Origin of the sequence: Agrobacterium sp. MS2 (genome assembly GCF_003261015.1) — a bacterium.
GTDB lineage: Bacteria > Pseudomonadota > Alphaproteobacteria > Rhizobiales > Rhizobiaceae > Agrobacterium > Agrobacterium pusense.
This window is the reverse complement of sequence record NZ_QLNF01000012.1, coordinates 526335-546533: the sequence shown is the minus strand read 5'-3', so window position 1 is coordinate 546533 and position 20199 is coordinate 526335. Positions and strand designations below refer to the sequence as shown.

The following is a 20199-nucleotide window of genomic DNA, read 5'->3' as shown; positions in this document are numbered from 1 at the left end:
TTCCAATGGCTCAATCATATGACGTCATCATCATCGGTTCGGGACCGGGCGGTTACATTGCCGCGATCCGCGCAGCCCAGCTCGGCATGAAGGTTGCCGTCGTGGAGCGTGAGCATCTGGCCGGCATCTGCTCCAACTGGGGCTGCATTCCCACCAAGGCGCTGCTGCGCACAGCCGATGTCATGCACACCGCCACCCACGCCAAGGATTACGGCCTGACGCTGGAAGGCTCGATCAAGCCTGACGTCAAGGCAATCGTGGCGCGCTCGCGCGGCATTGCTGCCCGCATGAACAATGGCGTCGGTTTCCTGTTCAAGAAGAACAAGGTCGATATCATCTGGGGTGAAGCCAAGATCACCAAGCCGGGCGAAATCGTGGTCGGCAAGTCCACCAAGCCGGTGGTGCAGCCGCAGGGTCCGGTTCCGAAGAACACGCTGGGCGAGGGTACTTATACAGCCAAGCACATCATCGTCGCCACGGGCGCCCGCCCGCGCGCGCTGCCTGGCATCGAGCCGGATGGCAAGCTGATCTGGACCTATTTCGAGGCAATGAAGCCAGAAGAAATGCCGAAGTCTCTTCTCGTCATGGGCTCCGGCGCGATTGGCATCGAATTCGCCAGCTTCTACCGCACCATGGGTGTGGACGTGACCGTTGTCGAAATCATGAGCCAGGTCATGCCTGTCGAAGATGCGGAAATCTCCACCTTCGCCAAGAAGCAACTCGAAAAGCAGGGCATGAAGATCCATCTGGAAACCAAGGTTTCCAAGGTGGAAAAGGGCGCAAACTCCGTCACCGCGACGCTGGAGAAGAAGGACGGTTCTTCCGAAAAGATCACGGCTGATCGCATGATCTCTGCCGTTGGGGTCGTTGCCAATATCGAAGGCATCGGCCTCGAAGCTGCCGGCGTGAAGACCGATCGCGGCTTCATCGTCATCGACGGTTACGGCAAGACCAACGTTCCCGGCATCTACGCCATCGGCGATGTCGCAGGTCCGCCGCTGCTTGCCCACAAGGCTGAGCACGAGGCTGTCATCTGCGTCGAAAAGATCGCCGGCCTGCCGAATGTCCACCCGATGGACAAGCTGAAGATTCCCGGCTGCACCTATTGCAACCCGCAGGTCGCTTCTGTCGGTCTCACCGAAGCCAAGGCCAAGGAACAGGGCCGCGATATCCGCGTCGGCCGCTTCTCCTTTGCGGCGAACGGCAAGGCGGTCGCGCTGGGTGAAGATCAGGGCATGGTCAAGACCATCTTCGACAAGAAGACCGGCGAGCTGCTTGGCGCGCATATGGTCGGGGCGGAAGTGACCGAACTCATTCAGGGCTTCGTCGTCGCCATGAATCTGGAGACGACAGAAGAAGATTTGATGCACACGATCTTCCCGCATCCGACCATTTCGGAATCGATGAAGGAAAGCGTGCTCGATGCCTATGGACGTGTGCTGAACGCATAAGTGCCGCGTGATGCCCGGCATTGTCTAACCATGCCGGGTGTCCCATATGTCTCGATACAGCCTTAAGGCGGGCTGTTATTTCAGGGAGCGTGGGAATGGAAAGTGTAGGCTGGATTGCAGCAATCATCATCGGCGGTCTCGCCGGCTGGCTTGCCGGCAAGCTCATGGACATGCGTTTCGGCATTTTCATGAACATTGTCCTTGGCATTGTCGGTTCGGTGGTCGCTGTTGCGGTGCTGCGAACCTTCGATGTTTTCGTGCAGGATAGCAGGCTCGGTTATTTCGTTACCGCCTTCATCGGCGCAAGCCTGTTGCTGTTCGTGGCTAAGCTCGTGCGGCGCTGACAAGGCTTCGTGACCGGAAGGGGCTTACGCTTTTTCTGGAATTGTTCTAAAGCATCGCACCAAAGATGTCTGGATCGCCAAGGGCGATGGAAGCAGGTTTTTATGGTCACTATTCTCGACAGGACGTCGTCTGACGAAAAGCGTATCCGCCACCCGGAAAAGGCGCACAAGCCTGATACCGAGGTGATGCGCAAGCCCGAATGGATCCGCGTCAAGGCGCCGACCTCCAAGGGTTACCACGAGACGCGCGAACTGGTGCGCAGCCACAAGCTGGTGACCGTGTGCGAGGAAGCCGGCTGTCCAAATATCGGCGAGTGCTGGGACAAGAAGCACGCGACCTTCATGATCATGGGTGAAATATGCACCCGTGCCTGCGCCTTCTGCAACGTCGCGACCGGCAAGCCCAATCCGCTCGACATGAATGAGCCGGAAAATGTCGCCAAGGCCGTCAAGCAGATGGGACTTTCCCACGTCGTCATCACCTCCGTCGACCGTGACGATCTCGCCGATGGCGGTGCTGAACATTTCGAAAAGGTGATCTGGGCGATCCGCGGAGCCTCTCCGACGACCACAATCGAAATCCTCACGCCCGACTTCCTGAAGAAGCCCGGCGCGCTGGAACGTGTCGTTGCCGCAAAGCCCGACGTCTTCAACCATAATCTGGAAACGGTTCCGGGCAACTACCTCACGGTCCGCCCGGGTGCGCGCTATTTCCACTCGGTGCGCCTTCTGCAACGGGTGAAGGAACTCGATCCCACCATGTTCACCAAGTCGGGCATCATGGTTGGCCTCGGTGAAGAGCGCAATGAAGTGCTGCAGCTGATGGACGATCTGCGCAGCGCTGACGTCGACTTCCTGACCATCGGCCAGTACCTGCAGCCCACCCGCAAGCACCACAAGGTCGAGGCTTTCGTGACGCCGGAGGAATTCAAGTCCTACGAGACGGTGGCTTACACCAAGGGCTTCCTGATGGTTTCGTCGAGCCCGCTGACCCGTTCTTCCCACCATGCCGGTGACGATTTCGAACGCCTGCGTGCGGCACGCGAAAAGAAGTTGCTGGCGGCTGCGGAGTAAGCGACGCAAAGGTTCGCCAATACGGCATTGAGATTTGAAGTCTTCATGTTCTCACCATCGTCATGCTCGGGCCTGCCCCGAGCATCTGCAACCTATGGAAATGACAATGGGTGATTAGATCCTTGGGATATTCCCGAGGATGACGGTGCGTGAGACGCGGCGCCTGTGGATCAATTCAATCGTCTGTTTTTGGCCTTCAGGCCGATCACGCCGCAACCTTTTCAGGCCTGTGCGCCTGCATGCAGAGCACGACGCTCAGCACGACCGAGCAGATCGCCAGGACCTCGACCAGCGTCGGGCCACGCCCTTCCCAGAGAAAACCGTAAAGCAGCGCAAACAGCGTTTCAAACAGGATCATCTGCCCAACCATGGTAAGCGGCAGCATGCGGCTCATACGGTTCCAGAAGGCATTGCCGAGGATGGACGCGGTGAAGCCGAGCCCGGCGGCGATGGCGGCGAAATACAGCCAGTCGCCCGTGCTGTGGCTTTCTCCACCCAGTGCGAAGGCGGGCATGGCGAGCGCCAGCGCAAGCCCGCCGGTCACTACACCTGTCATCATGTTCCAGTCATCGGCGCTCACATCGTGAAGGCGCGACAGCCAGCGGGCATTGCCTACGGCAAAAGCCGTCCATGAAGCCAGCGCCCCGAGCGCGCAGGCAAGGCCGATGACGCGAGAAATATCCAGACCCGCATCGTTTTCCGTCAGCGATTGCCATGAGATGCCGAGAATGCCTATCGCGCCGAAGGCAAGCGACGGCCACAGCCGCTTCAGCGACACGGCGCCGTGGTCGCGACTGCCGATGATGGTAACGGCAACAGGCAGGAAGCCGATGATGATTGAGGTGAAGGCGACGCCGCTCAATTTCACCGCGGTAGAGATGAAAACATAGTAGGCGATGTTGCCGATCATGCTCAGCCAGCCGAGCGCCAACCATTCGCGCGCGCCAAACCGCGCCGACACTTGTTTGAGGCGTGGCCCGATGATGACCAGCGAAATCAGCCCATAGGTCAGGTAGCGCGCCGTGGAAAGCTGCAGGGCGGAAAAATCCGGCACGAGTTTCGGAGCGAGAAATATCCCGCCCCAGAGCGCACCCGCCATTATGCCGTAAAAAACACCGAGACCAGTCCTGTTCATGTCCATCACATCCGCATTCACATTTGTCAGCGATGTGCCACAGGCGGTTGCGGCTGTCTTGACAAAAACTCCTGACGAATGTGAGCGGTTCTAATGAATGCCGTGGCGGCGGCGATACGCGGCGGGGGTCTCTCCCACCGCGAGGCGCATGGCCCGTGTCAGCGCCGTCTGGTCGGAAAAACCGGCCCTGAGCGCGATTTCGGAAATCGGCATGACGGAGTTGCTGAGCAGGGCGCACACCTTCTCCATGCGCAACCCGGAAAGCCACCGATGCGGCGGAACACCGAATTCTTCGAGAAACAGCGCATGCAGGCGGCTGTCGCTGAGCGTCATGCAAGAGGCCAGCATCTCGATCGTCCACGGAAAGAAGGGCTCGGCCCTCACGACTTCGCTCAGCTTTCGCAGGCGCCGGCGCATATCCCGCTTGTTGTTGGCAAGGCTGTCAACCAGCAGCGGCGCCCAAATGGCGGCAATATCGTCGCGGCGTCCATCCGTTCGAACCAGGCTGCGCATATAGGCTATCAATTGACGTGTCTCAGGCGCAATATCGAGGAAGGGCGCGTGAGCGAATTTTTCAAGCGTCTGTTCGGGAATCACGCATTCATCGATATCCACCACCAGCGAATGATTGATGGCCGTGGCTTCCTGGGTATGCGGAAGATCGCGGTGGATAAAGACGCCGCGCCCGATGGACAACTCATCTTGCCGTCCTGCCACATCGATACGCAGGCAACCCGAGAACGGCAGAACGATTTGAACGAATGCGTGTCGCTCCTTCGGTCTTTCCTGTCTGTAGGTTCTGATGTCGGCTGATGCGGCTGTCATGACGCTGTCGTTTCCATTGGGCAAAGAAACGGCCGCCTGGAAAAGCGGCCGGTTTCATTGGGTGATTATGACATTGTCTTGAAGATTGGGCCAGCCGGCTTTATCGGTCGGCCAGGCGCCGGCAATTAACAGTCTTCCTTGGCGGTCGATTCGCCGCGCTTGCGCTTGCGCAGAACCGGCTTGTTTTCTCTCGCCTCGCATTTGGCGACGTCGATCAGATAGGCGAGCACAGGCATGCCGTTCATCGATGCAAGCTGTTTGGCGGATTCGAGAAGGTTGATGATGTTGGAAAAATCGTCCATCGGCTCACTCAGTGGCTCAAAGCGGTTATGTATCGGGTCTGAACCCAAGGATGAATAGGCTGGGCGAAATAGGGAGCTTCCAGCGCCGTTGCATCCAATGGGTGTAATATTAGTCGCAAATAAATAGCAATCCCCCGCAAGGGGTTGCAATAGTCAATTTTCCGTAACTGCCATGCGCGGCGAAGATACCCCTGCGGGGCGATGGCAGAAAAATCCAGCAATCAGATGAGGTTTCTGAAATGCCAAACTATCTTCAAAGGGTGGAAGACGCTGCTGCGATTATCGCCGGGGCGCAACGCATCATGGTCGTTGGCTGCTCGGGCGGCGGCAAGTCGACGCTTTCGCAGAAACTTTCGGCTGCCTTCGGGCTTCGTTACATTTCCATGGATCGCGAGATTTTCTGGCTGCCCGGCTGGCAGGCGCGCCCGCGTGAAGAACAGCGGCAGAGAATTGCCGCCATCATCACCGAGGAACGCTGGCTGATGGATGGCAGCAATCCCTCGTCTTTCGACATGCGCCTGCCGAGATCGCACATTGTCGTCTGGGTGCGCATGCCGCGCTGGCTCTGCCTGTGGGGCGCCGTCAGCCGGGCGATCAAGGGTTATGGCAAGGCGCGGCCTGAAATGGCGGAGGGATGCGGGGAAAGGATCGACAAGGAATTTTTGCGTTACATCTGGAATTTCGAGCAGCGCACCGCCCCGGTTCTCGAACGCAATTTTGACCTTTACGGCCCGGACGTGCCGGTATGGCAGCTGAAAAGCCGAAAACAACTCCGCCGCCTTCTTGATCTTCTGCACATCGAGGATTAACTGCCGCTCATGCCCAAGTTCGAAACGCATCGTTTTGTAAAACACTCGCCGGACCGCATGTACGACCTCGTCGCCGATGTGGAGAAGTATCCGCAGTTCCTGCCCTTATGCGAAGCACTCACCGTACGCTCCCGCAAGGAGCGCGATGGCAAGACGCTGCTGGTGGCGGATATGACCGTGGGTTACAAGGCCATTCGCGAGACCTTCACCACGCAGGTTCTGCTCAATCCCGCGGAACGGGCCATCGACGTCAAATATATCGACGGGCCGTTCAAATATCTCGACAATCGATGGCGTTTCGATGCTGCCGAGGGCGGCTCCAACGTGCATTTCTTCATCGAATACGAGTTCAAGAACCGCCTCTTGGGCGCAGTCATGGGGTCCATGTTCGACCGTGCCTTCCGCATGTTCGCAGAAGCTTTCGAGACCCGCGCCGATAAGATCTACACCAATCCCGCCTGACGGAGGGCGATCAGCATCTCGAGCGCCGTCCTGACCGTTGCAAGACGGATGTCCGTACGGCCGATCTCGCCATAATGCATTTCCTGATGCAGGCTCCGGCCGTGACGGGCCTTGGCGGCCAGATGAACGAGACCCACCGGCTTTTCGGCGGATCCACCCCCCGGACCAGCAATGCCGGTAACGGCAACCGCGAAATCGGCGCGTGACCGGAACAGGGCGCCGTGCGCCATCTGCAGTGCGGTTTGCCGCGAGACCGCGCCAAAGCCCGTCAGCGTTTCAGCGCCAACGCCAAGCATGTCCATCTTGGCCTCGTTCGTATAGGTGACAAAACCGCGGTCGACCACCGCCGAGGAGCCCGAAATCTCCGTCAACGCACCCGCGATCAGGCCGCCCGTGCAGCTTTCCGCGGTCGAGACCATGAGACCGTCTGCTGCAAAATCAGCAATGATCTGCCGTGCGAGCCCTTCAATATCCGCTGGAAACAGGCTCATAGCGGTCTGCCCCTGTAAACGACCGTGGCGGTGGCGATTGCTGCAATCCCCTCCCTGCGACCAACGAAGCCGATGGTTTCATTGGTCGTCGCCTTCACCGAGCAACGCTCCAGCGAGATGCCGAGCATGTCGGAGAGCGCTTCCCGCATGGCCTGCCGATGCGGCCCGATGCGCGGCGCTTCGGCGATCAGCGAGACATCGGCATTCATGATCGTGCCGCCATTGTCGCGCACCACTTTCGCCGCGTGCTCCAGAAATATGCGGGAAGGAGCTCCTTTCCATTGCGGATCGGAAGGAGGGAAATGGTCACCGATGTCGCCGGCGCCGCAGGTCGCCAGCAAGGCATCCGTCAGCGCATGCAGCGCAACGTCCGCATCCGAATGACCCTTGAGCTTCTGATCATGCTCGATGAATATGCCGCACAGCGTCACGCCTTCGCCGGGCTCCAGCTGGTGTACGTCGTAGCCGTTCCCGGTGCGCACGTCCGGCATTGCATGAGAGAGCTTTTCATCGGCCATGGCGATATCCCGCTTGAGAGTGAGTTTCACATTATCGACCGAACCTTCGGTCAATGTTACTGCCAGACCCGCCCATTCGGCAATCGACGCGTCATCGGTAAACTCCGATTTTCCCGAGGCGGCAGCAGCGCGATGCGCGGCGAGGATGTCGGCATAGTCGAAACTCTGTGGGGTCTGTGCGGCATAAAGGCCCAGTCTCGAAACCGTGTCGGTGACACGATTGCCCGCGCCGCGTTTCAGCGTGTCAGTGACGGGCAGGGCGGGTAGAACACCGCCCGCGCCCTCCCGGTGCAGGGCGACAATACGTTCAAGCATATCGACGGAAACGAAAGGCCGCACCGCGTCGTGGATCATTACGTGGCTCAGGCCATGGCGGGAAAGCGCCTCCAGCCCTGCCAGAACAGACTGCTGCCGTGTCACGCCGCCAATAACCGTGGTGACGAGCTCCCCGGCATCAAGTCGCTGGAGAACCGGAGTGAGCAGCGCCGTATCGTCCGCATGGTGCACGACGACGATATGGGAAGCGTTCTTCCACTGGAGGAACGTCGACAGAGTGTGCTCGATCACAGCCTTGCCGCCGATCGGACGATATTGTTTCGGACCCTCCTCGGGAGAGCCGGCTCTTTCCCCGCGTCCCGCGGCCACGATGACGATGCCGAGTTTCATAGTACGTTCCTGCATTGGTCGTATGCTTTGCGTGCAACCCTTCGTGGTTGACAGTCATGCTCTAGCGTTTCAAAACCCGGATGGCCAGCCCGACAAGGCGGGCATCAGCCCCTCAAAGCGCAGGAGATGACGTTGCTGCGCTTTCGAAGCTGCACAATTTGCCGCCGACAGCAAAACAGGCAGGCAGCCGCTCAGCAAATAAAAGGTGCAACCTTCTAAAAGTGCTTGGCAACTGCGCAAACACTGTCTAAAAATAATGCAAATAACCCTTCTGCATGAAAGATCATCATTTGGCCCTTCCGGAGTTGTCAGAACCGTTCAGCATCGGCTCAGTTACGATCCGTAATCGGGCTGTGCTGGCGCCCATGTCGGGCGTGACGGATTTGCCTTTCCGACAGCTCGCCTGGCGTTACGGAGCGGGCCTCGTGGTGACGGAAATGGTGGCAAGCCGGGAGCTTGTCGCCAATCGCGGGGAATCCTGGGCGCGGCTGAAAAATGCAGGCATGGTTCCGCACATGGTGCAGCTTGCGGGGCGCGAGGCGCATTTCATGGCCGAGGCGGCGAAGATCGCTGCTGGCAATGGCGCCGGTATCATCGATATCAATATGGGCTGTCCTGCCAAGAAGGTGACGGGCGGTTATTCAGGCTCGGCGCTGATGCGCGATCCCGATCACGCGCTTTCGCTGATCGAGGCGACTGTCAATGCGGTCGATGTGCCGGTGACCTTGAAGATGCGGCTCGGCTGGGATGAAAACAGCATTAACGCACCTGATATAGCTCGGCGCGCCGAAGCAGCAGGCGTTCGCCTTATTACCATTCACGGTCGCACCCGCATGCAGTTTTACGAGGGGCGGGCGGATTGGGATGCCATCCGCGCCGTGCGTGAGGTGATTTCCGTGCCGCTGATCGCCAATGGTGACATCGAGACGGCGGAAGATGCTCGCGAAATCCTGCGGCGGTCGGGTGCGGACGCCGTCATGGTCGGTCGCGGCGCGCAGGGGCAGCCGTGGTTGCCGGCGGTGCTCGCGGGGCATGCAGCGCCGCATCGAGAGGATATCCCCGCCATCGCCGTCGAACATTATGAGATGATGCTGGAATTTTACGGAAGGGAAGCCGGCCTCCGACATGCCCGCAAACATCTCGGCTGGTATCTCGACCGTTTCGCGCCAGGTATCGCCACGACCGACAAGGCAAAAATCATGACATCGCGCGAGACGGGGGAGGTGGCAGACCTGCTGCGTTCCGCCCTTTGCGAAAATGCGGGCGAAGATGCCGCAAGGAAGGCCGCATGAGCGCTGATAAACACAGCCCTGCAGATGCGAACCCGCTCGCCATGGCGGTTCTGAACGCGGTGCAGAATCCCGTCATTCTGGTGGATGCCGAAGGTTTTATCGCCTTCGCCAACTGGGAAGCCGAAGCCTTTTTCGGCGCCAGCGCCTCCCACCTCGCGCGCTATAGGGTTTCCACTTTCATCCCCTTCGGCAGCCCGCTGCTTGCCCTGATCGATCAGGTGCGGGAGCGCCGCGCGCCGGTCAATGAATATCGCGTTGATCTGAGCTCGCCGCGTCTCGGCCAGGACAAGCTGGTCGATCTTTATGTCGCGCCCGTCGTCAGCGAGCCTGGATCGGTCGTCGTCGTCTTTCAGGAACGGTCTATGGCCGACAAGATCGACCGGCAGCTGACCCATCGCGCTGCTGCCCGCTCCGTCACCGGCCTTGCCTCCATGCTCGCGCATGAGATCAAGAACCCTCTCTCGGGCATTCGCGGCGCGGCCCAGCTTCTGGAGACCTCGGTCGCGGATGAGGACCGGGCGCTGACCCGGCTGATCTGTGACGAGACGGATCGCATCGTTTCGCTGGTCGACCGCATGGAGGTGTTTTCCGACGAGCGGCCGGTGGATCGCGTGCCGGTCAACATCCATTCGGTTCTCGATCATGTAAAGGCGATCGCCAAGGCCGGTTTCGCCCGTAACATCAAGATATCGGAGAATTACGACCCGTCGCTGCCGCCGGTCTACGCCAACCGCGACCAGCTGGTGCAGGTCTTCCTCAACCTGGTCAAGAATGCGGCCGAAGCGGTGGCCAATCAGTCGGATGGCGAGATCGTGCTGACGACCGCCTATCGTCCCGGGATCCGACTATCGGTTGCCGGCAGCCGGGAGCGCATCTCGCTTCCGCTGGAATTCTGCGTGCATGACAATGGCCCGGGCGTACCCGCCGATCTCTTGCCGCATCTTTTCGATCCGTTCATCACCACCAAGACGAATGGTTCGGGCCTCGGTCTGGCGCTTGTCGCCAAGCTGATCGGCGCCCATGGCGGCATTGTCGAATGCGACAGCCAGAACCACCGCACGACTTTCCGCGTATTGATGCCCGTCTCGCCGGAAGTGGCGCTCGACGACAGCACTTTGCCGAACACGACAGGGAATGACCAATGACAGCTACGATCCTCGTCGCCGATGATGATGCCGCAATCCGCACGGTGCTCAACCAGGCGCTGAGCCGCGCCGGTTATGACGTGCGCATCACCTCCAATGCTGCAACGCTCTGGCGCTGGGTTTCGGCAGGTGAGGGCGATCTTGTCGTCACCGATGTCGTCATGCCCGATGAAAACGCCTTCGACCTTCTGCCGCGCATCAAGAAAGCCCGTCCGGACCTTCCCGTTCTCGTCATGAGCGCTCAGAACACCTTCATGACCGCCATCAAGGCCTCGGAAAAGGGTGCCTACGATTACCTGCCCAAGCCCTTCGACCTGACAGAACTGATCGCCATCATTGGCCGGGCTTTATCGGAGCCCAAGCGCAAGCCGGCGAAGCTGGACGACGACATGCAGGACGGCATGCCGCTCGTCGGTCGCTCCGCCGCAATGCAGGAAATCTACCGGGTTCTCGCCCGCCTGATGCAGACCGACCTGACGCTGATGATAACGGGCGAATCCGGCACGGGTAAGGAACTGGTGGCCCGCGCGCTGCATGATTACGGCAAACGCCGCAACGGTCCGTTCGTCGCCATCAACATGGCGGCAATCCCGCGTGACCTCATTGAATCCGAACTCTTCGGCCATGAGAAAGGCGCCTTCACGGGTGCCCAGAACCGCTCGACCGGCCGTTTCGAACAGGCCGAGGGCGGCACACTCTTCCTCGATGAAATCGGCGACATGCCGATGGACGCCCAGACGCGCCTGCTGCGCGTATTGCAGCAGGGTGAATATACGACGGTTGGCGGACGCACGCCGATCCGCACCGATGTCCGTATCGTCGCGGCAACCAACAAGGATCTGAAGCAGTCGATCAATCAGGGCCTGTTCCGCGAGGACCTCTATTACCGCCTGAACGTGGTGCCGTTGCGCCTGCCACCTCTGCGGGACCGCGCCGAGGATATTCCCGATCTGGTTCGCCATTTCATCCAGACGGGCGAGAAGGAAGGCCTGGAAGGCAAGCGTTTCGAGACCGAAGCTCTTGAAGTCATGAAGGCCTATGCCTGGCCGGGCAACGTGCGCGAGCTGGAAAACCTGATCCGCCGCCTGATGGCGCTTTATCCGCAGGAAGTCATCACCCGCGAGATCATCGAGCAGGAACTGCAATCGGATGTTCCCGACAGCCCGCTTGACAAGATGGCGGTCCGCACCGGTTCACTCACCATCTCGCAGGCGGTCGAGGAGAACATGCGGGACTATTTCGCCAGCTTCGGCGATGGCCTGCCTCCTCCAGGTCTTTATGACCGCGTGCTGCGCGAACTGGAGTATCCGCTGATTCTGGCTGCGTTGACTGCCACGCGCGGCAACCAGATCAAGGCTGCCGATCTTCTCGGTCTGAACCGAAATACCCTGCGCAAGAAAATCCGCGAGCTGGGTGTTTCCGTTTATCGCAGCTCCCGCCCCAGCTGAGAATGTTGACAAGGCCGCATTTGTCGTTGCATTTTCGCCACATTGTGTTGCTTGGAAAACACTAGGAAGGACAGAGATTCGCCCCACATGTGCGAACCTCGCCTGACTTCATGACTGTGGCGCTGGCTGGCCAGCGATTGGGAGTAGTGCATGCGGAAACCCGCCGCCGAAAACGCCGTTGCCGACGAAGCAGCGGGCATGGTGGTCGCCGATCGCAGGATGTCTTTCGCTCTGCCGGGGCTGGTGCTCGCCGGCGTGGCCCTCGTGTGCGCCATCATCACGCTTTTCGTGCTGCTGGGCGTCACGCCGATCGCGCCGACATCGAATGTGGTCATCGCTTCCGTCGTCATCAACTCGATCTTCGTGATCGGCCTGATCTTCCTGATCGGTCGCGAAATCAACCGGCTGCTGAAAGCGCGCAAAAAGGGCAGGGCGGCGGCGCGTCTGCACGTGCGCATTGTCGTCCTTTTCTCCATCGTGGCGATCACGCCCGCAGTGCTCGTCGCCATCTTCGCCAGCCTGACGCTGAATGTCGGTCTCGATCGCTGGTTTTCGCTGCGCACCCAGTCGATCGTCGATTCATCAAGTAATATCGCCCAGGCATACATGATGGAGAATGCCGGTTACCTCCAGGGGCAGACCCTGTCGATGGCGACCGACCTCGACCGCAACCGCGCTCTCTTTTATCTCGACCGCACCGGCTTCGTTGATCTTATGACCCGCCAAGCCAAGGGGCGCGGCCTTCTTGGTGCGTTTCTCGTGCAGGAGGATGGCGACGCCGTCGCCCAGGCCGACATCAAGACGGAAAAGCCGCTTCCCGCGATACCGCATGACGCGCTCGAAAAGGCGGCCGCCGGCCAGCCGACGCTGATCCCGCCCGGTATTACCAACCTCGTAGGCGCCATCATCAAGCTCGAAGGCATCAGCGGCACATTCCTTTATACGGTACGTGCGGTCGATCCCAAGGTGATGGGCGCGATGCGGTTGATGGAAGAGAACCGCGCCGAATACAAGGCCATGGAGGCAGGCCGCGCCCCGCTGCAGATCGCCTTCGCAATTCTCTATCTCGGTTTTGCGTTGATCGTGCTGCTCGCGGCAATCTGGACGGCCATTGCGGTGGCCGACCGTATCGTGCGGCCGATCCGCCTTCTCATCAGCGCCGCAGACAGTGTCGCCACCGGCAACATGCATGTCCTCGTTCCCGTTCGCGCCGTCGATGGCGACGTCGGGCGCCTGTCCCGCACCTTCAACAAGATGGTGTCGGAACTGCGCAGCCAGCAGGAGCAGATCATCGAGGCCAAGGACGACATCGATGATCGCCGCCGTTTCATCGAGGCCGTGCTGTCAGGCGTGACCGCCGCGGTTATCGGCGTTGACGAAAACCGCAGGATAACCATCGTCAATCCGTCGGGCGAAGAGTTCCTCGCACAAACGTCGGAACAGCTCATTGGCGCACAACTCTCCGAGATCGCGCCTGAGATCGAACAGGTCGTCAACGAGGCCAACAGCTGGTCGCGCGGCAACTTCCGCAAGCAGATCAACATAATGCGGCGTGGCAAGGAACGAACGCTGAATGTACAGGTAACGCGCGAAGACGCCCGCGACAGCCGTGACAGCTACGTCATCACGCTCGACGACATCACCGATCTCGTCATCGCGCAACGCTCGACGGCGTGGTCGGATGTCGCGCGGCGTATCGCGCACGAAATCAAGAACCCGCTGACGCCGATCCAGCTTTCCGCCGAGCGCATCAAGCGCCGTTTCGGCAAGCAGATCGACGAAAGCGACCGCGCCGTCTTCGACCAGTGTACGGACACCATCGTCCGGCAGGTCGGCGATATAGGCCGCATGGTAGATGAATTCTCCGCTTTTGCGCGTATGCCGAAGCCAACGAAGGAAAAGTCGGACCTGAGGGCGATCCTGAAGGACGCAGCGTTTCTCCGGGAAATCAGCGCCGCTGACACCAAGTTCACGACGGAGCTGGGTGACACCCCGCTGGAGGGCATGTTCGATGCCCGCATGCTGGGGCAGGCCTTTGGCAACCTCATCAAGAATGCGACGGAAGCCATCGAAGCAGTGGAAGGCGAAAAGCGGCCGGGCAAAATCCTCGTTCGCGCGTCCTTCGACGAGGCCAACTCGCGTTTTGTGGCCGACATCATCGACAATGGCCGCGGTCTGCCGGTGGAAAATCGCCACCGCATTCTCGAACCCTATATGACGATGCGGGACAAGGGCACAGGCCTTGGCCTCGCCATCGTCAAGAAGATCATCGAAGAGCATGGCGGGTATCTGGAACTCCATGATGCCCCGCCGGAGTTCGATCATGGCCACGGCGCCATGATCAGAGTGCTGCTGCCCTATATCGAGGCGGTCGGCGGCGAAAATAACAAGGAAGCAGCATATGGCGTCTGATATTCTGGTCGTGGATGACGAGGCGGACATTCGCGAAATCGTGGCGGGCATTCTCTCCGATGAGGGGCATGAAACGCGTATGGCGTTCGACAGCGACAGCGCGCTGGCCGCCATTTCGGAACGCGTGCCGCGCCTGATCTTTCTCGACATCTGGATGCAGGGTTCGAAGCTCGATGGTCTGGCGCTGCTGGACGAGATCAAGAGCCGCCATCCCGAAATTCCGGTCGTGATGATCTCGGGTCACGGTAATATCGAAACCGCCGTCAACGCCATCAAGCGCGGCGCCTTCGACTTCATCGAAAAGCCGTTCAAGGCGGACCGTCTGATTCTCATTGCCGAACGCGCGCTGGAAAACTCCAAGCTGAAGCGCGAGGTTCAGGAGCTCAAGAAGCGCACGGGGGATGCGGTTGAACTTGTCGGTGCGTCACTTGCGGTATCGCAGCTGCGCCAGACCATCGACCGGGTCGCGCCCACCAACAGCCGAATCATGATTCTCGGCCCGTCAGGTTCCGGCAAGGAACTGGTGGCGCGGATGATCCACAAAAAGTCGTCTCGGGCGACGGGTCCCTTTGTTGCCCTTAACGCCGCGACGATCACGCCGGATCGCATGGAGATTGCACTCTTCGGCACCGAAGGCCTGCCTGGACAGCCCCGGAAGGTGGGCGCACTGGAAGAAGCCCATCGTGGCGTTCTTTATCTCGACGAAGTGGGCGAGATGCCCCGCGAGACCCAGAACAAGATCCTCCGCGTGCTTGTCGACCAGCAATTCGAGCGTGTGGGCGGCGGCAAGCGGGTGAAGGTGGATGTGCGCATCATTTCGTCGACGGCTCATCACCTAGAAAGCCTGATCGCTGAGGGCCAGTTCCGCGAGGATCTCTACCACCGGCTCGCCGTCGTGCCGGTGAAGGTACCGGCGCTGTCCGAGCGACGTGAGGATATTCCCTTCCTCGTCGACATGTTCATGCGGCAGATTTCCGAACAGGCTGGCATCCGCCCGCGCAAGATCGGCGACGACGCAATGGCCGTTCTTCAGACCCATGACTGGCCGGGCAACATCCGACAGCTTCGCAACAATATCGAGCGGTTGATGATACTGGCGCGTCCCGAAGGCGGTGAAGCCCCGATCTCTGCTGACATGCTGCCGTCCGATATCGGCGACATGCTGCCGAAGATATCGGCTCAGGGCGATCAGCACATCATGACGCTGCCGTTGCGCGAAGCTCGCGAAATGTTCGAGCGAGACTATCTGGTGGCGCAGATCAACCGGTTCGGGGGCAATATTTCGCGAACGGCGGAATTTGTCGGCATGGAACGCTCTGCACTGCATCGCAAACTGAAATCTCTCGGCGTATAAGGGGCCAGGGCTAGGTCGCCGTAACCGATTATCCGTCAGAGAGACAGCATGAGAGTCATCATTTGCGGCGCAGGGCAGGTGGGTTACGGCATCGCCGAACAATTGTCGCGCGAGGACAACGAAGTATCCGTCATCGATACTGCCGCGTCCTTGATAACCGCCATCACAGAGACGCTTGATGTCCGCGGTTACGTCGGCCATGGCGCGCATCCGGACATGCTGGCCAAGGCCGGAGCGGACCAGGCGGACATGATCATCGCCGTGACGCTGCATGACGAAATCAACATCGTCGCCTGCGAGGTTGCGCATGCCTTGTTCAGCGTGCCAACCAAGATCGCCCGCATCCGCGACCAGAGCTATCTGAAGCCTGAATACGCCGATCTCTTCAGCCGCGAAAACATGTCCATCGACGTGACGATCTCGCCGGAAGTTGAAGTCGGCAAGATGGTGCTGCGGCGCATCGCCTTTCCGGGCGCGACCGACGTGGTGCGTTTCGCGGACGACACGGTCTACATGCTGGCCATCGAATGTATGGAGGATTGCCCGGTCATCAACACGCCGTTGCAGCAACTCTCCAGCCTCTTTCCAGACCTCATCGCGACGGTTGTGGGTGTCTACCGGGATGGTTTCCTCAAGGTGGCGCATTCTTCCGAACAATTGCGGGTCGGCGACCTTGCCTACGTCATCTGCCAGCGGCAACACGCCCGCCGCACGCTCAGCCTGTTCGGTCACGAAGAGCAGGAGGCGCAGCGCATCGTTATTGCGGGCGCGGGCAATATCGGCCACTTCGTTGCCAGCAAGATCGAGGAGTTGCAGCCAAAGACGCGGGTGAAAATTATCGAAGCGGATCGCGACAGGGCAGTTGCCGCATCGGAACAGCTCAGCCACACCATCGTCATGCATGGTTCAGCGCTGGACCAGAAAATTCTCATGCAGGCCGACATTCAGGACGCGGACCTGATCGTCACCCTGACCAATAACGACCAGACCAATATCCTGGCTGCGGTCATGGCCAAGCAACTCGGCTGCAAGTCGAACCTCGCGCTTTTGAACAGTTCCTCCTTTCACGAGGTTGCCGACTCGCTCGGACTTGACGCCTATATCAATCCGAGGGCGGTCACCATCTCCCGCGTTCTCCAGCATGTGCGCAAGGGTCGTATTCGCTCCGTCTATGCCGTGCAGCGCGGTTCGGCAGAGGTGATCGAGGCGGAGGCGCTGGAAACGTCACCGCTCGTCGGTCAGTCCTTTCGTGACGTTGAAATGCCCGAAGGCGTCCGTATCGGCGCGATATATCGCGATGGCGTGGTCATCCGGCCGGACGGGAGCACCAAGATCAAGGCGAAAGACCGTGTCGTACTGTTCGCCTCCGCCGACGCGGTGCGGGACGTGGAACAGCTTTTCCGCGTTTCGATACAATATTTCTGACTGTTTCGACGGCAGAAAACGGGTCAATACTCGTACCCATTCGGCTGTTTTCGCCGTTGCCGAACAAGACACGATTTGATACCAGAGTTTGAGGTCGGCCAAACGGGGGACGAGATTTGGCCGGCTTATTATTGATTGATTATTTTCCGGTATCCCTGCCGGCAAAAAAGAAAGAAGCGGCGCCATGGCGGAACGTTCTCAAAACCTTCAAGATCTTTTCCTCAACACCGTACGCAAGAAAAAGATTTCACTGACGATCTTCCTGATCAACGGTGTGAAGCTCACGGGCGTGATAACGTCCTTCGATAATTTCTGCGTTCTGCTGCGCCGGGACGGTCATTCGCAGCTGGTTTACAAGCATGCGATCTCGACCATCATGCCCGGACAGCCGCTGGAACTCGAAATCGAAGAAGGTCCGGACCGCTCGCAGAATCTTCAGGATCTGTTCCTCAGCACGGTTCGCAAGAAGAACATTGCGCTGACGATCTTCCTGATCAACGGTGTCAAGCTCACGGGCGTGGTCACGGCTTTCGACAATTTCTGCGAGCTTCTGCGTCGCGACGATCACGCACAGCTTGTCTACAAGCACGCTATTTCGACCATCATGCCGGGTCAGCCGATGCAGATGTTCGAAAACGAAGAAGGCGCTGCACGCGAGGCGTCCTGACCTTCTCGTCTTAATGGAACCAGCCGCGCCGGGAACTTATTTGCCGCTGGGCGGTTGCTTCCTATTGACGTCCGCGCCGGCGCGGACGAATTCCAACCGTCTTTCCCGATGAGGACTGCCATTTCGACCCGCGACACCTCGAACGAATCGATCATTCCCGAGCAGGAAAAACACCGCGACGACATGCGCGCCGTGGTTCTTGTGCCGGTCCTGAAGCAGCGCGACACCCGCGACGCGTCTGCATCACCTGCCGCTGCTGGCCGCTCGGTCGAGGCGAAGCTTGAGGAAGCGAAGGGGCTGGCGCTCGCCATCGATCTCGAGGTGACCCAGGGGCTCATCGTCGCGGTCAACCAGCCACGCCCGGCGACATTGTTCGGCACCGGCAAGATCGAGGAAATCGGTCATCTTCTGGATGAAACCAATTCCGGCCTGGTCATTGTCGACCATCCGCTGACGCCGGTGCAGCAGCGCAATCTCGAAAAGCATTGGAATGCCAAGGTCATCGACCGAACGGGCCTGATCCTGGAAATCTTCGGGCGCCGAGCCTCCACCAAGGAGGGTACGCTGCAGGTCGATCTTGCGCATCTGAACTATCAGAAGGGTCGCCTCGTTCGAAGCTGGACCCACCTTGAACGCCAGCGCGGTGGCGCGGGCTTCATGGGCGGCCCCGGTGAAACGCAGATCGAGGCTGACCGGCGCCTGCTTCAGGAACGCATCGTCAAGCTCGAGCGGGAACTGGAGCAGGTGGTGCGAACCCGCCAGCTTCATCGCGCCAAGCGCCGCAAGGTGCCGCATCCGATCGTGGCGCTGGTCGGGTATACAAATGCCGGCAAGTCGACGCTGTTCAACCGCATTACCGGTGCGGGCGTTCTGGCCGAGGACATGCTGTTCGCCACACTCGATCCGACATTGCGGCGCATGAAACTGCCGCACGGCCGCACGGTGATCCTGTCCGATACGGTCGGTTTCATTTCGGATCTGCCGACACATCTGGTCGCGGCTTTCCGTGCGACGCTGGAAGAAGTGCTGGAAGCCGATCTCATCCTGCATGTCCGCGATATGTCCGATCCGGACAATGCCGCGCAGTCGGCGGATGTGCTGCGCATTCTCCGCGATCTCGGCATTGACGAAAAGGAAGCCGAGCACCGTATCATCGAGGTCTGGAACAAGGTTGACCGCCTCGATCCGGAAGCCCACGACGCCATCATGCAAAGAGCCGAAGGCAGCGCCAATATTCGTGCTGTCTCTGCGATCACCGGCGAGGGCGTCGATGCCCTGATGGACGAGATTTCGAAACGCCTCTCCGGTGTTCTGACGGAGACGACCGTGGTCCTGTCCGTTGAACAATTGCCGCTGATTTCCTGGGTCTACAGCAATTCCATCGTCGACGGGCGGGAAGATCACGAGGATGGTTCGGTTGCCCTCGATGTTCGCCTTTCCGAAGCGCAGGCCGCAGAGCTGGAACGCAAGCTCGGGAAGACGACCACACGCGAGCGGGAGGACTGGGAACGCTGAGCGCTCCCGGCCGCCCCTTATTCCAAGTCATTCTTCCGCGCAAAGCCGAGAGTTGACGTTTGCCGAAACGTCTTACGCCGCAGACCAGACCGCCAGTTCATATCCATCGGGATCGGTAAAATGGAACCGGCGTCCGCCGGGAAAGGCGAAGATTGCGACGCTTATCTCGCCACCCGCCGCCACCACCTGCCGCTGGGCATCGTCGATATCAGCCGCATAGAGAATAACCAGCGGTCCACCCTTCGCGGAAACCGGCGCCGTGGTGGTAAAACCGCCGGTCAGGCGGCCGTCGAAAAATTCGCAATATTGCGGACCGTAATCCTTGAAAGACCAGCCGAAAGCGCCGCCGTAAAAGGCTTTGCTGCGCTCAATATCGCTCACGTTGAATTCGACATAGTCGATTCGCCGGTCGTTGCCATTTTCCGTCATCATTTACTCCATCACGTCTCTTCGAGCAGCGCCTTCAAGGCTTCGAGATCGGCTGTGACAGCCCTCGCATCCCCGTTGAAATCCTCGTCCGTCATCCCCTCAAGACGAAGCAGCGTGAAACTGACCTCGGCGCCACTGCCGTTCGGGGTCACCCTGAGCGCGTTATAGACCTTCAGGCCATCGGGCAAGGTGACGACGTGATCCACGACCCCGAATTCGTTTGCTGGCGCAAAATTCACCCTGACCTCGCCGAGTGGTCCGCCTTCGGCGATCCAGTCTTGGCCATCCGGCCTGAGGCCACCTGCCAGTCCGGCAGCCCAGCGAGCCATGTTGTTCGGATCGGAAACGAAGTCATAGACGTGACTCCACGGCTTCTCGATAGACAGATGAATGATTCTCGACTGCATGACAGACATCTCATCCTCCTCGTGCGGC

20 protein-coding genes and 1 pseudogene are annotated in these 20199 nt (G+C 59.7%); 14 read left to right on the top strand and 7 right to left on the bottom strand.

Annotated elements, in window-relative coordinates:
- Positions 1-5 precede the first annotated feature (5 nt).
- From lpdA to lipA, 3 genes are all read left to right on the top strand, one after another.
- A complete protein-coding gene (gene lpdA, locus DOU54_RS07440; protein ID WP_022556103.1) occupies positions 6-1451 on the top strand; it encodes a dihydrolipoyl dehydrogenase in 1446 nt (481 codons plus the stop codon).
- Positions 1452-1546: 95 nt separating this feature from the next.
- The gene (locus DOU54_RS07435) at positions 1547-1795 is read left to right on the top strand and encodes a GlsB/YeaQ/YmgE family stress response membrane protein (RefSeq protein ID WP_004441618.1); all 249 of its coding nucleotides are present in this window, start codon (positions 1547-1549) and stop codon (positions 1793-1795) included.
- 102 nt (positions 1796-1897) lie between these two features.
- Entirely contained in the window at positions 1898-2869 is a 972-nt protein-coding gene (gene lipA, locus DOU54_RS07430) for a lipoyl synthase (RefSeq protein WP_113380633.1), read from the top strand.
- A 205-nt stretch (positions 2870-3074) separates the two neighbouring features.
- Here lipA and DOU54_RS07425 read toward each other — a convergent pair whose 3' ends face one another.
- The 3 genes from DOU54_RS07425 to DOU54_RS27375 form a co-directional block, all read right to left on the bottom strand.
- Positions 3075-4004: a DMT family transporter gene (locus DOU54_RS07425; RefSeq protein WP_113380652.1), complete on the bottom strand. Its 930-nt coding sequence runs from the start codon at positions 4002-4004 to the stop codon at positions 3075-3077.
- 90 nt (positions 4005-4094) lie between these two features.
- Complete coding sequence (locus tag DOU54_RS07420) at positions 4095-4829, bottom strand: helix-turn-helix transcriptional regulator (protein ID WP_022556105.1); 735 nt, start codon at positions 4827-4829, stop codon at positions 4095-4097.
- Positions 4830-4954: 125 nt separating this feature from the next.
- The gene (locus tag DOU54_RS27375; RefSeq protein ID WP_003496171.1) at positions 4955-5131 is read right to left on the bottom strand and encodes a hypothetical protein; all 177 of its coding nucleotides are present in this window, start codon (positions 5129-5131) and stop codon (positions 4955-4957) included.
- Positions 5132-5370: 239 nt separating this feature from the next.
- Between DOU54_RS27375 and DOU54_RS07410 the strand changes: the two genes are divergently transcribed.
- Complete coding sequence (locus DOU54_RS07410; RefSeq protein WP_113380632.1) at positions 5371-5940, top strand: P-loop NTPase family protein; 570 nt, start codon at positions 5371-5373, stop codon at positions 5938-5940.
- Positions 5941-5949: 9 nt separating this feature from the next.
- Entirely contained in the window at positions 5950-6402 is a 453-nt protein-coding gene (locus tag DOU54_RS07405) for a type II toxin-antitoxin system RatA family toxin (protein ID WP_004441633.1), read from the top strand.
- Here the strand turns inward: DOU54_RS07405 and DOU54_RS07400 are convergent.
- Complete coding sequence (locus DOU54_RS07400) at positions 6384-6893, bottom strand: CinA family protein (RefSeq protein ID WP_004441636.1); 510 nt, start codon at positions 6891-6893, stop codon at positions 6384-6386. The genes DOU54_RS07405 and DOU54_RS07400 overlap by 19 nt on opposite strands.
- Positions 6890-8077, bottom strand: coding sequence for a bifunctional 2-C-methyl-D-erythritol 4-phosphate cytidylyltransferase/2-C-methyl-D-erythritol 2,4-cyclodiphosphate synthase (locus DOU54_RS07395; RefSeq protein ID WP_113380631.1), 1188 nt, complete (start codon positions 8075-8077; stop codon positions 6890-6892). The genes DOU54_RS07400 and DOU54_RS07395 overlap by 4 nt, the downstream gene beginning before the upstream one ends.
- Positions 8078-8352: 275 nt before the next feature.
- On the opposite strand from DOU54_RS07395, the gene dusB reads away from it, so the two are divergent.
- From dusB to hflX, 9 genes and pseudogenes are all read left to right on the top strand, one after another.
- Complete coding sequence (dusB, locus tag DOU54_RS07390; protein WP_113380630.1) at positions 8353-9369, top strand: tRNA dihydrouridine synthase DusB; 1017 nt, start codon at positions 8353-8355, stop codon at positions 9367-9369.
- Positions 9366-10514, top strand: coding sequence for a two-component system sensor histidine kinase NtrB (locus DOU54_RS07385; protein WP_004441645.1), 1149 nt, complete (start codon positions 9366-9368; stop codon positions 10512-10514). The genes dusB and DOU54_RS07385 overlap by 4 nt, the downstream gene beginning before the upstream one ends.
- Positions 10511-11962, top strand: coding sequence for a nitrogen regulation protein NR(I) (ntrC, locus tag DOU54_RS07380; RefSeq protein ID WP_004441656.1), 1452 nt, complete (start codon positions 10511-10513; stop codon positions 11960-11962). The genes DOU54_RS07385 and ntrC overlap by 4 nt, the downstream gene beginning before the upstream one ends.
- A 150-nt stretch (positions 11963-12112) precedes the next feature.
- Positions 12113-14374, top strand: a complete 2262-nt coding sequence (locus DOU54_RS07375) for a sensor histidine kinase NtrY-like (RefSeq protein WP_004441659.1) — start codon at positions 12113-12115, stop codon at positions 14372-14374.
- Positions 14364-15728, top strand: coding sequence for a nitrogen assimilation response regulator NtrX (ntrX, locus tag DOU54_RS07370; RefSeq protein WP_004441661.1), 1365 nt, complete (start codon positions 14364-14366; stop codon positions 15726-15728). Before DOU54_RS07375 ends, ntrX begins: the two co-directional genes overlap by 11 nt.
- A 48-nt stretch (positions 15729-15776) precedes the next feature.
- Positions 15777-17153 carry a Trk system potassium transporter TrkA gene (gene trkA, locus DOU54_RS07365; protein ID WP_004441664.1) on the top strand — a complete coding sequence of 459 codons (1377 nt, stop codon included), beginning with the start codon at positions 15777-15779 and terminating at the stop codon, positions 17151-17153.
- A 184-nt stretch (positions 17154-17337) separates the two neighbouring features.
- Positions 17338-17553, top strand: a pseudogene (hfq, locus tag DOU54_RS27950) (RNA chaperone Hfq); the annotation flags it as partial.
- Positions 17530-17820, top strand: coding sequence for an RNA chaperone Hfq (gene hfq, locus DOU54_RS27700; protein WP_197483846.1), 291 nt, complete (start codon positions 17530-17532; stop codon positions 17818-17820). The pseudogene hfq (DOU54_RS27950) and the gene hfq (DOU54_RS27700), both read left to right, overlap by 24 nt.
- 108 nt (positions 17821-17928) lie before the next feature.
- Complete coding sequence (gene hflX, locus DOU54_RS07355) at positions 17929-19335, top strand: GTPase HflX (protein WP_193603305.1); 1407 nt, start codon at positions 17929-17931, stop codon at positions 19333-19335.
- A gap of 72 nt (positions 19336-19407) precedes the next feature.
- Here hflX and DOU54_RS07350 read toward each other — a convergent pair whose 3' ends face one another.
- Complete coding sequence (locus tag DOU54_RS07350; protein WP_113731022.1) at positions 19408-19764, bottom strand: VOC family protein; 357 nt, start codon at positions 19762-19764, stop codon at positions 19408-19410.
- An 11-nt stretch (positions 19765-19775) separates the two neighbouring features.
- Positions 19776-20180 (bottom strand): SRPBCC family protein, encoded by a 405-nt coding sequence (locus tag DOU54_RS07345; protein WP_035208858.1) that lies wholly within the window; start codon positions 20178-20180, stop codon positions 19776-19778.
- Positions 20181-20199 lie beyond the last annotated feature (19 nt).